The following is a 13125-nucleotide window of genomic DNA, read 5'->3' on the forward strand; positions in this document are numbered from 1 at the left end:
CCGGGTGCTGCCGGACCGGCTCGCTACCTTGCCCAGGTCCGGTCGAGGAAGGCGGCGATGAGCGGCGCGATCTCCGGCAGGTGCGTCTCCAGCGCGAAGTGCCCGGTGGGGAACACGTGGAGCTCGGCGCCGGGCAGGTCCCGCAGGTAGGCGCGGGCGCCGGGCTCGGGGAAGAACGGGTCGTCGCCGCCCCACGTGATGAGCGCCGGCGGGGTGTGGGCGCGCAGCCAGGCCTGCCAGCGCTCGTACCGCTCCACGTTGGAGTGGTAGTCGAAGGCGAGCGCCACCTGGGCCTCCTTGCGCCCCGGCAGGTCGAGGAAGTGCTGGTCGAGGGTCCAGCCGTCCGGGGCGATCACGGCAGGGTCGGGGACGCCGGTCTCGTACTGGCCGCGGGTGCCGTCCAGGGTGAGCAGGTCGCGGATCGTCCGCTCGGCGCCCGGCGTCCACGGGCGGAGCGCGACGAAGTCGCGGGCGCCGCCGGACAGGCCCTCGGTGTAGGCGTTGCCGTTCTGGATCACGAGCCCGGCGATCCACTCCGGGTGCCGCTCGGCCAGCCGGAAGCCGACCGGCGCGCCGAAGTCGAACACGTACATCACGAAGCGCGTCAGCCCGAGCCGCCGCACGAACCCTTCGGTGACGTCGGCGAGCCGGTCGAAGGTGTACGTGAAGCCGGGCGGCGCCTGCGTGTGGCCGAAGCCGGGATAGTCCGGGGCGATCAGCCGGTAGCGGGCGCCGAGGACGTCCATGAGGCGGCGGAACTGGTGCGAGGCGGACGGGAAGCCGTGCAGGAGCAGCAGCACGGGGGCGTCGGCGCGGCCGGGGTGCGACTCGCGGTAGAAGACGCGGACGCCGTCCACGTCAAGGTGGCGGTGGCTGATGCGGGCGATCTCGGGAAGCATTCCTAATTCCTTCTGACGTAGGTGATGCATTAGGTATAGCGGGCGAGCTTCTAATGGGTCAACCGGGAGCTGTAGCATTAGAGACATGAGTGAGCTCGGTCCGCTGACCGGGGAGCCGCTGGCTCTGGACCTGGTCAACACCCGGACGGCCAGTGGCGACCTGCTGACCACGCCCGAGGACCTGCGGGCCTGGCTACGGCTCCAGGCCGGCCGGATCTCCCTGCCGGGGGAGCTGACCGAGGCCGACGTGGCCGCCGTGCGGCGGGTCCGCGAGCACGTCGCGCGCGCCCTCGACCGCGTCCGGCGCGGCACCGGGCCGCCGGCGGACGATCTCGCGGCGCTCAACCGGGCCCAGCGTGCCGCGCCCGCCATCACCGAGCTGTCCTGGGACGGGCAGGCCGTCACCGCGGCCCGCCGGCGGGTCAGCGGCTCGGCCGGGGAGCGGCTGGCGGCGTGGCTGGCCGAGGCCGCCGCCGAACTGCTGGCCGATCCGGCCGTCGCCCTGGTGCGTGAGTGCGAGGCGGACGACTGCGTGATGGTGTTCCTGCCCGCGCATCCGCGCCGCCGCTGGTGCTCGGCCGCGCGGTGCGGGAACCGGGTCCGCGTCGCCCGCCACTACCGGCGCCACAAGCCGCCCGCCTGACGACCGCCCATGCGGCCCCGCTCAGACGCCCGCACAGGCGGCCATGCTCACGTGGCCGCTCAGGCGGCCATGCTCACGTGCCCGCTCAGGTGGTGAAGGCGTCGCGCTGGATGGCGTACAGGTCGGCGTACGGGCCGGGGCGGGCGACGAGGCCGGCGTGGGTGCCCTGCTGGACGATGCGGCCGGAGTCGAGGACGACGATCAGGTCCGCCGTCCGCACCGTCGGGAAGCGGTGGGTGATCAGGAGGGTGACGGCGCCGGGGTGGCGGCGGGCGGCCTCGGCGTAGCGGGCGAAGACGGCGCTCTCCGCCGGCGCGTCGAGCGAGGCCGTCGGCTCGTCCAGGACGAGGAGGAGCGGGGAGCGGCGCATCGAGGCGCGCGCCAGGGCGAGCTGCTGCCACTGGCCGCCCGACAGGCGGTGGCCGCGTGCGAACGTGTCGCCCAGCTCGGTGGCCAGACCCCCGGGCAGGGCCTCGACCAGGCCGGTGGCGCCCGCCCGGGCCAGGGCCGCCGCCACGGCGCCACGGTCGTCGAGACGGGGCAGGTCGCCCACGCCGACCGTCTCGGCGGCGGTCAGCTCGAAGCGCGCCAGGTCCTGGAAGACGGCGCTGACGCGCCGCCGCCAAGCCTGAGGGGCCAGGACGTGGAGGGGGACGTCGTCCGCCCGGATCTCACCCCGATCCGGCCGGTAGAGGGCGCACAGGAGCTTGGCCAGGGTGGTCTTGCCCGAGCCGTGCGCGCCGACCAGCGCGACCGTGGCGCCGGCGGGCAGGTGCAGGTCGAGCTCGTGCAGGACCTGGCGGCCGGTGCCTGGGTAGGTGAACGACACCTGGCGCAGGGTGATGCCGCCGGTCAGCCGCTCGGGCGGGCTGTGGGTACGCGATCCGGCACGGTCGGGCGAGAACGACGCGTTCTGCCCACCGAGGCCGGGCGAGGAGGACGCGTAGGCGCGGAGCCAGGCCAGGCGGGCGGCGGCGCGCAGGCCGGCGGCGACCGAGCCGGCGTGGAAGGCGAGCCGCGACGCCTGCGTGACGAACTGCACGCCGACCGTGGCCACCAGCACGAGGTCCCCCGCCGTGGCCGCCCCCTGCCCCGCCAGCCAGGCGGTGTGGCCGAGCGCGCCGGCGTACCCGGCCAGGAACGTGGCCGAGCCGGCGAACGTGAGCAGCCCCGCCCGGATCCCGGCCCGCGCCCGCACGGCCGACACCTCCTCCCAGCGCCGCGCGGCCATCCCGTCCAGGGCGGGCGCGGCCCCGCTGAGGCGCACCTCCTTGGCGGGCTCCGCACCCGTGACCGTCTCGGACAACTGCTGCTCCAGCCGCGCGGTCTCGGCGGTGCGTTCGGCGGCGGCGTCGAGCCGGCGGGCGGCGCGGCCCCGTACGAGCAGCGACGGCAGGGCGGCGCCCCCGAGCAGGAGCGGCAGCAGCGGATGCACGGCGGCCATCAGCGCCACGCCGAGCCCGATCTGCACCACGTGCTCCCCCACCAGCGCCAGCGCCCACACCGTGAAGTAGAGCTGCAGGCTCTCCTCGCGCAGGGTCTGCAACCGGTCGAGGCAGGCCGGCCGCTCCAGGTGCTCGATCGTGGGGATGCCGGAGGTGAGGGTGAGGATCTCCTCCTGGACGGCCACGCCCATCCGCTCGGCCAGCTCCTGCATCAGCGCCAGCTCGGCCCGCCCCAGCGCGACGCCCGCCGCCAGCGCGCCTCCCGCCGCCAGCGCCCACAGCGCGGCCGGCGCCGGACGGCCGGCGGTGGCGGCGTCGGTCAGCTCGCGCAGGAAGACCCCCACCAGGCCGTGGCCGACCGCGCCCGTCAGGAGGAACGCGACCAGGACGAGCCCGGCCCTCCGGTCCGTCCGCCAGGCCAGGACCAGGAGGGTGCGGAGGGTGCCCCACGCGCCGGTCACCGATCGTCCCTGGTGATCAGGTCCGCCTGGAGGCGGTACCAGCGCGCGTAGTGCCCGCCCGCGCCCATCAGCTCGGCGTGACTGCCCTGCTCGGTGATCGCCCCGCCCTCCAGGACCACGATCCGGTCGGCCCGCCGGACGGTGGCGAAGCGGTGCGAGATGAGCACCAGGGTGCGCCCCCGGGTGCCGTCCAGGAGCCGTTCGAAGACCTCCCGCTCGGCGCGGGCGTCCAGGTGGGCGGTGGGCTCGTCCACGATCAGGGCTCGGTGGCGGCCGGCGTTCAGGGCGTACACGGCGCGCGCCAGGGCGACCTTCTGCCATTGGCCGCCCGACAGGTCGTGTCCGCCGGTGAAGGCGCGCGACAGCGGCGTGCCGAGACCCTGCGGAAGGACGTCCAGCAGGTCGAGGGCGCCGACCGCCTCCAGCGCCGCCAGGACGTCGGCGTCCGTCCCCTCGAATGCCGGATCCCCGAGCCGGACGTTGTCACGCAGCGGGAGGGGGTGACGCACGAAGTCCTGGAACACCACGGCCGCCGGGCACGTGGCGGCGGTGCCGCGCTGCGGGGTGTAGAGGCCGGTGAGCAGCTTGACCAGGGTGGTCTTGCCCGCGCCGTTGCGGCCGACGATCGCCAGCCGCTCCCCCTGCCGCACCCGCAGGTCGAGACCGTCCAGGACGGGAGCCGCGGCGTGAGGGTAGGCGAAGGTCACGCCGGTGAGCTCGATGCCACCGGTCCCGGAGGGCCGCGGAGCGGGCACCGGCTCCAGCAGGCGGGTGACGGCACGGAACGGCTCGGCGCCGTGGGCGAGGTCGAACATGTGGTGGCCGCCCGCCCCGTACGCGAAGACCAGCAGCGCGGCCACCACGCACTGCGCCAGCGCGCCCGCCTCCAGCCGCCCCGCCCCGGCCTGCCACGCCGGCACGGCGAACGTGCCGCACGCGGCGACCGCCTGCACCCCCAGCACCCACCCATACCCGCGGACCACGGCCCGCCGCCCGCGCGCCTGCGGGGCGAGGTACGCGCGCATCGCCGCCACGTAACGCCCGACGAAGAACGACTCCAGCCCGAAGACGCGGATCTCCTTGGCGGCGCCGCCCGGGCCGCCGGCCACCCCGGCCAGATAGTCGGCCCGCCGCCGGCGCCGCGCCTGATCGGGGCTGTCGGCCAGCGCCTCCACTCCCCCGGGGCCGACCAGCATGGCCTCGATGCGCCGGTTCTGGGCCACGGCGAGCATGAGCGCGGCGGCTCCCAGCCACCACACGTGCACCGACAGCACCACCGCCCCCAGCGCCGCCGAGGCCAGCCGGCATAGCTCGCCGGCCGCGGCCACCGCCGCCGCCCCCGCCGTCCGGCCGCGGTGCCCGTGCAGGGCCAGCCGCACGTCCGCCTGCACCTGCGGGCTCTCCAGGCGCTCCAGCGGCAGGGCGGCCGTCGCGGCGCGGACGCGCGCACGCAGCACCCCGTCGACGCGGCGGGCCACCGCGGCCGCGGCCGGTTCGCGCAACGCCGCGCAGAGCTCCTGCGCGAGCAGCAGCCCCAGCAGCCCGGCCAGCGCGGCGAGCCCGCCGCCGGAGGCCAGCAGGCCGAGCGGAACGGTGCTCAGCGGCCCCAGCACCGCCGCCCCCGCCGCGAGCCCCGCGAACGGCACCGCCCGCCGCGCCCCGGCGAGCGGCAGCAATGCCATCAATCCAATGTGACCACATCGGTCTGCCATGCACGCGACCGTAACCCGGCCCCGCCCGACCGGTCAAACCAATGAGGTCACATCGAAAAGAACGCGGCCAGTGCCGAGGCCACCCCCTCCGGGTCGTTCTCCATGGGGATGTGGCCCGCCCCCGGGATGCGCACGAGCCGCGTGTTCGGCATCTCCGCGGCGAACCGCTCGGCGTGACGCACCTCCTGGAAGGTGTCCGCCTCCCCCCACACCAGCAGCTTCGGCGTCTCGTCGGCCCGCAGCGCGGGCACCAGGTCCAGGGTGTACCGGCCGTCGGCCGCGGCCGCGAGCGCCATCCAGGACCGGCAGACCCGCGGATCGTTCCAGGGGTCGAGGTAGCCGGCGACCTCCTGCTCGGAGGCCGGGCGGGCCAGCGCGGCGGTGACCGCCTGGCGCCGCGCGGCCAGCAGGTCCTCCACCGTCGTGCCGGCCACCACCGCCGGATCCCGGTACCGCGCCACCGCCGGCACCGGCCACGAGTCGTACGTCACCGCGTTCACCAGCGCCAGCCCGCGCACCTTCGCCACCCCGCCGGCCAGCAGGTGCTGGGCGATCCCGCCGCCGATGTCGTGGCCGGCCACGGCCAGCGGCCCGGCCTCCCCGATCGCCGCCGCGAAGCGGCCCACCCACGCCGCCAGCGCCGGAACCGTGGCCGTCTCCGCCGTCAGCTCACCCTCGGAGCGGCCCAGCCCCGGCAGGTCGACCGCGACCGGCCGCAGCCCCGCCGCGGCCAGCCGGTCGAGCACCGGCTCCCACACCCGGCTCCAGTACGTGCCGTGCAGCAGCAACACCACGGGACCCCGCTCGCCGGCCGTCAGATAGCTGGCCCGCCGCCCGTCAACCTCGATCGTCATGCGTGTGGACATGGCATAACGATGATGTTCTGCCAGCTGCCCGGTCAAATACCAATTAGGGTATGTCGGTATGACGTTAGCGCAGCTCAGAGTGCTGATCGCGGTCGCCGAGCAGGGCGGGTTCACCGCCGCGGCCGAGCTCGTGGGCATGTCCCAGCCCGCCGTCAGCCGCGCCGTCGCGAGCCTGGAGCGCGAGCTGGGCGCGGCCCTGTTCGTCCGCCACCGCGACGGCATCGCCCTCACCGAGGCCGGCCGCCGCGCGCTCGCCCGGGCCCGCGAGGCGCTGCGCCACTTCGACCTCATCCGCGCCGACGTGGCCGCCGCCAGCGGCCGGATCACCGGCGAGCTGCGCCTGGCCAGCCTTCCCAGCGCCACGGGCACGCTCGTCGCCCGGCTGCTGCGCGCCTTCACCGACCGCTACCCGCAGGTCAGGGTCCGCCTGTTCGAGGGCGTGGACGACGACGTCCGCGACTGGCTGCGGCGCGGCGCGGCCGAGGTCGGCGTCGTCACCCTCCCCGCCCCCGGCCTGCACACCGTGCACCTGAGCACGCACGACATGGTGAGCGCCCTGCCGGCCGGCGACCCGCTCGCCGCCAGGCCCGCCGTGCGCCTGTCCGACCTGGCCGGGCGGCCGTTCATCCTGACCACCGCCGGCTGCCGCCCGCTGATCACGGGAGCGGCCATGGCAGCGGGGGTGGCGCTGGACATCGCGTTCGAGGCGAGCGGGCCGGCCGCCATCCTGGAGATGGTGGGCGCGGGGCTCGGCGTCAGCATCGTGCCCGCGCTCGGCCTGCCCGCCGGCCTGCCCGGAGTGGTCACCCGGCCGCTGGAGCCGGGGATGACGCGGTCGCTGGCGCTGGCCGTCCCGTCGCTGGAGGACTGCGCGCCGACGGTGCGCGCCTTCCTGGACGAGCTGGCCGCCTTTACATCGTAGATTTATTGGTCGGCGCGGTGTCCGACCGGATGGGACAGGCGGGGTTGACGGGCGGCTGCTTCGGGGTCAGTCTCGATCTCAAACGGTCCAAAATCATCGTCTTGGGGGCAGACGAGTGGAGAACGGGCTTTGCATGACGATCTGACCCGTGTCGTCGTCATGGTGGAGGGGTCACTGCTTCAGGCCGTGGCGTTCGGGGCGCTCCTGCGCGAGATCTCCTCGGACCTGAGCGTGCTCACCGTGGTGCGCCGGCTCGACGAGTACCGCCGTGCCGTGGAGACGCGCGTCCCGGACATCGCGCTGCTCGATGTGCGTTCGCTGCACCCGATGCTGATCGGGGTGGTCCGGCGGCTGCGGGAGACGGTGCCGACGGTGAAGATCGTGCTGGTGGTGGGCGCCATCGACCCGGGCGGCGCGCGGGAGGTGATGCGGCTCGGGGTGAGCGGGCTCTTCTCGGCCGAGGCCGATCCGCGCGGCCTGTTACGCGGGCTCGAGGTGATCGGCGCCGGTGACGTCGTGATCGACGGGGTCGCCTCCGGCCTGGTCTTCCGCGAGCCCGGCGGGCCCGCTCCCGACCTGACCGCGCACGAGCTGCGGATCCTGCGGCTGGTCGCGCGGGGCATGCGCAACGACGAGATCGCCCGGCAGCTCGCGATCAGCCAGTCGACGCTGAAGCGCAACCTCAAGCCGATCCTGACCAAGCTGGACGCGACCGACAGGGCGGGCGCGCTGCTGGCGGCCGCCAAGGCCGGGCTCCTCTGACCGCGGGCCGCCCCGGCACGGGCGTGCCGGGGCGGCCCGCGGTTCAGCCCGGCTGGGTGCCCACCCGCACCCTGGCGTGCGCCTCGCCCGGGATCGGGCGCTGCACGCTGACCTGGATGTCGTACTCACCGACCATCGGCACCACCACCTCGGCCGCGTACCACCCCGCCTTTCCCGGCACCTCGGCCATCGTGATCGGCCCCGTGCGATGCGCCATCGGCATCGCGACCATGTCGGCGTACAGGGCCACGCTCGCCCGCCCGAGCGGGTCGTAGGTCCTGGTGCTGACCTGCGCCTCCACCTTGACCTTGAGATCGCCGAGATGGCGGGCCACGACATGGATGCCCGGCACGCCGGCCGGCGCGGGGGCGGTGGCGCTCGGCACCGCGCCGGCGGCGGGCGGGGCGGGGACCGGGTCCGTCACGACGAACGCCAGCGCCGTGATCAGCGTGGCAGCCGTCAGCCCCGACCCGGCGCCGACCAGGAAGCCGACGCGGAACGCGCGGGTCCGGGTCTGCCCGGCCGGATCCGGCCTGGCGGGCCGGGTCCGCTTCGTCGCCTTCGTCCTCGTCATCGCCATCGGACGCTCCTACTCTGCTCGCGATCGCATGCCGTTCACAGCCGCCGTCCCGCTGGCACCGGCGGTCCCGCTGGCGCCTGCCGCGCCGTTCGAAGCCGCCCTGGCGGGCGCCGTGCCGAACGGGTGGTCCGGCAGCTCGATGAGGTCCGGCTGCTTGGCGCCGAGGACGCGGAAGATGCCCCACTGCCCGCCCGTGAGGTGCCGGGCCAGCGTGCCCGAGCGGTAGAGGTAGTCGCCGGGAGTGCCGGCGGGCCCGCCCGCGCCGCCCGTCACGGCGGGATCGAGGTGGATGTTGTAGGCGACCCCGGGGTTGAACTGGCCCTGGAAGGCCGCGATCTGCGACTGCGGGTCGTCCGGGGAGCGCCGCCAGGTGTGCCCGTGCAGGGCGAAGCCCGTCGAGCGGGGGTCCCCGACCACCTGCGCCACGCGCAGCCGTACCGGGTCCCTGGGGTAGGCCCGGAACAGCGGCGTCGCCGGGTCGCCGTGCACCGTGCTGGAGAAGATCTTCGCCAGGTCCTGGTTCACGGCGTAGCGGTGGCTCCACGGCTCGTTGTTGTAGTTGACGGCGAACTCGCCCTGGTCCTCGGGGTCGTCGGCCTGGCGGCCAGGGGTGAGGGACAGGTCGAAGTTGTCGGGCACCGGCTGGTCGTCGGCGACGTTGCCGTTGGTGTCCTTGCGGAAGAGCGACAGGTCGCTGTTCATGAGGATCACGTGCTCGCGGAAGTCCTTGCCGTTCGGGTCCACGATCACGGCGTCCACGCCGCTCCTCAGGTCGGCTCCGGTCCTCGGGTCCTTGTACGTCGACCCCTTCGGCTCGATCACCAGCCCGCCGAAGAGGCCGTGGTGACCGTGGCCGAGCGGGTCGGCGTAGTCCTGCAGCACACCGAGGCCCGTCGCGCCGTCCTCCTCCGGCGCGTACCAGCGCAGCAGGCGCGACTGCCCCACGCCCACCAGCGTGTCCGGGGAGTTCCAGCCGACGTCGGATCCCGCACCCTGCACGTGGTAGTCGACCATGGCCGGTCGCAATCCCACCTTGGCGCTGACCGGCATCGGCTTGAAGCCGGGCACGTTGTGCTCGTTCCTGGGCGGCTGGTCCAGGCATCCCGGCAGCGTGAACCCGCCCTGCGACGGGTCGCGGAAGCCGAGCTGGCCGGGCTCCGTCCCCTCGAAGCAGTGGGGCTGCATCTTGGCCGGGTCGAGCTGGTTCTTCAGGGTCACCTCGACGCAGTCGCCGGCGTTGGCCCGGATGACGAGCGGCTCCGGCTTCCTGGTGCCGGCCTTGATCGCCGCCACGTCTTCTTCCAGCGCGTACATCGCGCCGTGCGGGTCGTGGTCACCGGCCTTGTTGTAGGTGATGTCGTGGTTGAAGGCGACCACGGTGTACCTCTTGACCGGCGCGGTGATCGTGCCGTCGGACGCCTGCGGGCAGGGGTTGTTCTCGCCGACGACCGGCAGCCTGGCCGCCTTCTCGTCCCGGGCGGCGGGCCCGGGATTGGCGCAGGGCGGCGGGTCGCTCCCGGGCAGGAGCTGGAGCCTGCCGGTGTAGGACTGGGCGCCGTTGCAGCCGCGCACCTCCAGGATGCCCCACGTGCCGAGGAACCAGTCGTCGGCGCCGCCGTAGTTGTAGAGGTAGGAGCGCACGAAGAACGGGTCCATCGGGCTGGGCAGCTCGTAGCCCATGTCCAGGCGCATCTCGAAGTACTCCAGCATGCCGATGTGCTGCGCCTGCACCAGGGGTGACTGCGGGTCGTTGGGCTCCTGTCGCCACCGGAACCTGTCCAGGTTGAACCCGTGGGACTCCTCCTGTGAGAGCTGGAACAGCCGCCACTTGACCTTGTCGCCCTCGAACGCCCGGGGGATCGGCGTGTTGGGCAGGCTCTCGGCCCGGAACATGCCCGCCGGGTCGAACGCGCGCCGGCGCTCGAACGGCTCAAGCCGGTAGTTGATGCCCATCACGCCCTGGTCGTCGGCGCTGGAGGGGAACTTGGCCGGGAAGATGGGCACGCCTTCCGGGGTGACGAACCGGTCGTCGTTGGGATCGCTCGCGTCGGCGGGTTTGAACATCGGCACGTGGTCCTCGATGAAGAGCGAGAAGTTCCGGTAGGACTCTCCGTCGGTGGGGTTGCCGTGATAGTCGGTCGTGGGGACGCACCGCACGTCGACGATCGTGCCGATGCTGACCTGCGCCCCCGACTCCGAGTCGTGGAACGTGCAGCCCGGCGGATGGATGGTGGCCCCGCCGAACAGGCCGTTGTCCTGGTGCACGTTCGGGAAGAAGTGGTCGTGGAAGGAGTTCGTCGCCGTGTCGGCGTGCACGAAGTCCCGGTAGGTGTACTCCTTGTCGGGCGCGGCGGCGTCCGCGCCCTGGTCGTAGTTCCAGCCGTTGGCCGCGCCGTCGGAGGACAGCACGTCGAACTGGACCATGTGCTGGTGGATGCCCACCTCGTTGGTGATCTGCCGCCGGTCGAAGACCGTGCCGCCGAAGTCGGCCGGCAGGTCGTTACGCAGGTGGTAGACGACGCAGTCACCCACGTTGAGCAGCGGGGAGAAGGGCTCCGGTTTCTCGCCGTTCCTGATCGCGGCGACCTTGGCGTCCCGTTCGGCCGAGGTCGTGCCGCCGACGTAGATGCGGCTCTGCGGGTTGTTCCACTGGAGGGCGCCTCCGGTGTAGCCCTGCCGGATCTGGATGGCCGAGACGAAGAACGTCTTGACCGGGATCGGCTTTCCGTCCGAGCGGGCGGCCGGGCACGGGTCCTGGAAGAACCCGCCGGGCACCTGGCCGCGGTCGTCGGCGGCGCGGATCTCCGCCGCGGTCGGCGGGAACACGGCGCCGGTCTTGCGCTCGGCGACCGACAGCGGCGCCTTCGGCCCCTTGAAGCCGAACTTGCCCGGGATGAAGTGCGGGAACCCCGGCTCGTCGGCCGTGGGCGCCGGCGGCGCCGGATGGTCGGCGAGCGGGATCAGCCTGGGGATCTGCGTGGTGTCGGGGTTGCGCCGGGTGCCGTCCTCCAGCTTGTCGTACGTGCGGTTCAGCCCCCACATGCCGTTGGCGAAGTGCGGATACAGGTGGCAGTGGAAGATGATGTCGCCGAAGGTCGCCGGCTTGTCGTCGTGGGCGCTGCCCGCGCCGCCCTCCATGATCAGCGAGTAGTGGGAGCCGGGGCTGACCGCCTGCACGTCGAGCGCGTTGGTGACCGCGATGTGGTGCGTGGCCTTGCTGATCTCGTCGAGGCCGCCCTCGTCCTGCGGGTCGAACGGCCAGCGGTTGACGTGCTGGTGGAACGTGTGCGTCTCGAACTCGGCCGGATGGATCAGCCGGAACTGCGTCGGCTCGCCCCGGTAGCTGGGGAAGACCAGGTCGCCGCCGCCCGGATCGCCGAACGGCCAGGACGACAGGCTCGTCTCCTCGCCGATGCACTCGGCGGCGTTGAAGCCCTGCGCGGCCCGGGTGGCTGCGGGACAGCCGACCTCCTCCCGGTTGAACCCCGGCTCGGCCCGGTAGTTGAACGCGAACCACTCCAGCTTGACGGGCACCTCGCCCTGGACGAGCGCGTCGGCGTCGCCGCCCGACAGGTCCGGCAGCGTGCCGGCCTTCAGCTTGGCCAGCTCCGCCGCGGTCGGCTCGACGCAGCTCCCGCTCTCCTCGCCGCCCTCGCCTTCGTCGCCGCGGCACAGCCGCGTCAGGATGCCCGGCTGCGCCTCCACCTCGTCGTGCATGAACACGACCTGCTCGCGGAAGTCCTTGCCGTTCGGGTTCCGGATGACGGCGCGGGTGCCGGACTTGATCGGCTGGCCGGTCGAGGAGTCGACCCAGGTGGCGCCCGGCGGCTCCACCATGATCGCGCCGAAGGCGCCGAAGGCGTGCGAGCCGATGAAGTTGCCGGCGCCGGTCTGGTGGGAGCTCAGGTCGGCGCCGTCCTTGAACTGGAACTCCCCCTCCACGCCGGCGAACAGCCGGTAGGACACCGACGCGCCCGGCGCGGCCGTGGAGGGCGCGTTGTTGCCGACGGCCGTGCCGTCCGAGGTGGTCACGTCGTAGGTCAGCCCGTCGAAGTGCATCGAGGCGTGCGGCGCCTCGGAGGTGTCGAACTGCACCTTGCGCGCCGACTTGGACGGGGCGAACTGGCGCTTGGCCGTGGTGACCGCGCCCGGGGTGGCGACGAGGGTCTCGCCCGGCAGCGTGAAGACCGACTCGCCGGGGTCGAACTCCAGGTCGGGGGCGGGCTCGTGCAGCCTGTTGGTGAAGGTGACCGCCACGCAGTCGCCCTTGTTGACCCGCAGGGTGAGCGGCTCGACGAGGTCGCGCTGGGCGAACGGGTCGGCGGCCTTCTTGAACGTGGACCGTACGACGGCGACGTTCTCGTCCAGGACGTACATGCGCCCTTCGGGGACGACGTCACCGAAGCGGTTGAGAAAGAGCGGGATGTTGATCAGCGACACGCCGAACGTCCTGACCGGGGCGCTCGTCGTGCAGGGATCGGCGGCGGCGGGAGCCCGCTCGGCCAGCGCCGTGCTGAAGCTCCACATCCCTCCGCCCATCGCGACCAGCCACGCCGTGGCCACCGCTCCCAGGAGCAGACGCGGCCCGAGGCCGCGGCGTCCGATCCTGACGAGCACCACGGCGAGGGCGATTCCCGCCAGGCCGACCGTGGACAGGTCGGCCACCGCATGGGTGTGCACCACGCGCTCCTTTCGCTGAGGGTGCGGGGGACTGGGGCGTGAGGGCCACCCCGCCAGTACCGCGCGCGGCGGGAGCGCGATCAACGACGCGGGCGCAACCTGACCCCCGCGGTCCACAAGTCGGCCCGGCCGCGCGAACGCGGTGACCGGGCAGG

9 protein-coding genes are annotated in these 13125 nt (G+C 73.6%); 3 read left to right on the forward strand and 6 right to left on the reverse strand.

Translation table 11 applies throughout. The features are described 5' to 3' along the window. Positions 1 to 23 precede the first annotated feature (23 nt). Complete coding sequence (locus HD597_RS30250) at positions 24 to 899, reverse strand: alpha/beta fold hydrolase (protein ID WP_253746329.1); 876 nt, start codon at positions 897 to 899, stop codon at positions 24 to 26. Between the two features lie 85 nt (positions 900 to 984). Between HD597_RS30250 and HD597_RS30255 the strand changes: the two genes are divergently transcribed. Beyond that, entirely contained in the window at positions 985 to 1542 is a 558-nt protein-coding gene (locus tag HD597_RS30255; protein ID WP_253746330.1) for a CGNR zinc finger domain-containing protein, read from the forward strand. Positions 1543 to 1627: 85 nt separating this feature from the next. On the opposite strand, the gene HD597_RS66015 is transcribed toward HD597_RS30255, so the two are convergent. The 3 genes from HD597_RS66015 to HD597_RS30270 form a co-directional block, all read right to left on the reverse strand. Further along, positions 1628 to 3448 (reverse strand): ATP-binding cassette domain-containing protein, encoded by a 1821-nt coding sequence (locus HD597_RS66015; RefSeq protein WP_253746331.1) that lies wholly within the window; start codon positions 3446 to 3448, stop codon positions 1628 to 1630. Beyond that, on the reverse strand, positions 3445 to 5130 hold the full coding sequence (locus HD597_RS30265) for an ATP-binding cassette domain-containing protein (protein WP_253746332.1): 1686 nt from the start codon (positions 5128 to 5130) through the stop codon (positions 3445 to 3447). The genes HD597_RS66015 and HD597_RS30265 overlap by 4 nt, the downstream gene beginning before the upstream one ends. A 77-nt stretch (positions 5131 to 5207) precedes the next feature. Continuing rightward, entirely contained in the window at positions 5208 to 6026 is an 819-nt protein-coding gene (locus tag HD597_RS30270) for an alpha/beta fold hydrolase (RefSeq protein ID WP_253746333.1), read from the reverse strand. A 58-nt stretch (positions 6027 to 6084) separates the two neighbouring features. On the opposite strand from HD597_RS30270, the gene HD597_RS30275 reads away from it, so the two are divergent. Then, the gene (locus tag HD597_RS30275) at positions 6085 to 6948 is read left to right on the forward strand and encodes a LysR family transcriptional regulator (RefSeq protein WP_253746334.1); all 864 of its coding nucleotides are present in this window, start codon (positions 6085 to 6087) and stop codon (positions 6946 to 6948) included. 129 nt (positions 6949 to 7077) lie between these two features. After that, positions 7078 to 7710, forward strand: coding sequence for a response regulator transcription factor (locus HD597_RS30280; RefSeq protein WP_253746335.1), 633 nt, complete (start codon positions 7078 to 7080; stop codon positions 7708 to 7710). Positions 7711 to 7753: 43 nt separating this feature from the next. Here HD597_RS30280 and HD597_RS30285 read toward each other — a convergent pair whose 3' ends face one another. Next, positions 7754 to 8290: a FixH family protein gene (locus HD597_RS30285; protein WP_253746336.1), complete on the reverse strand. Its 537-nt coding sequence runs from the start codon at positions 8288 to 8290 to the stop codon at positions 7754 to 7756. A gap of 9 nt (positions 8291 to 8299) precedes the next feature. Continuing rightward, positions 8300 to 12970, reverse strand: a complete 4671-nt coding sequence (locus HD597_RS30290) for a hypothetical protein (protein ID WP_253746337.1) — start codon at positions 12968 to 12970, stop codon at positions 8300 to 8302. Positions 12971 to 13125: the final 155 nt, after the last annotated feature.

Source organism: Nonomuraea thailandensis, from assembly GCF_024172165.1.
In the GTDB taxonomy this organism is placed as follows: Bacteria; Actinomycetota; Actinomycetes; order Streptosporangiales; family Streptosporangiaceae; genus Nonomuraea; species Nonomuraea thailandensis.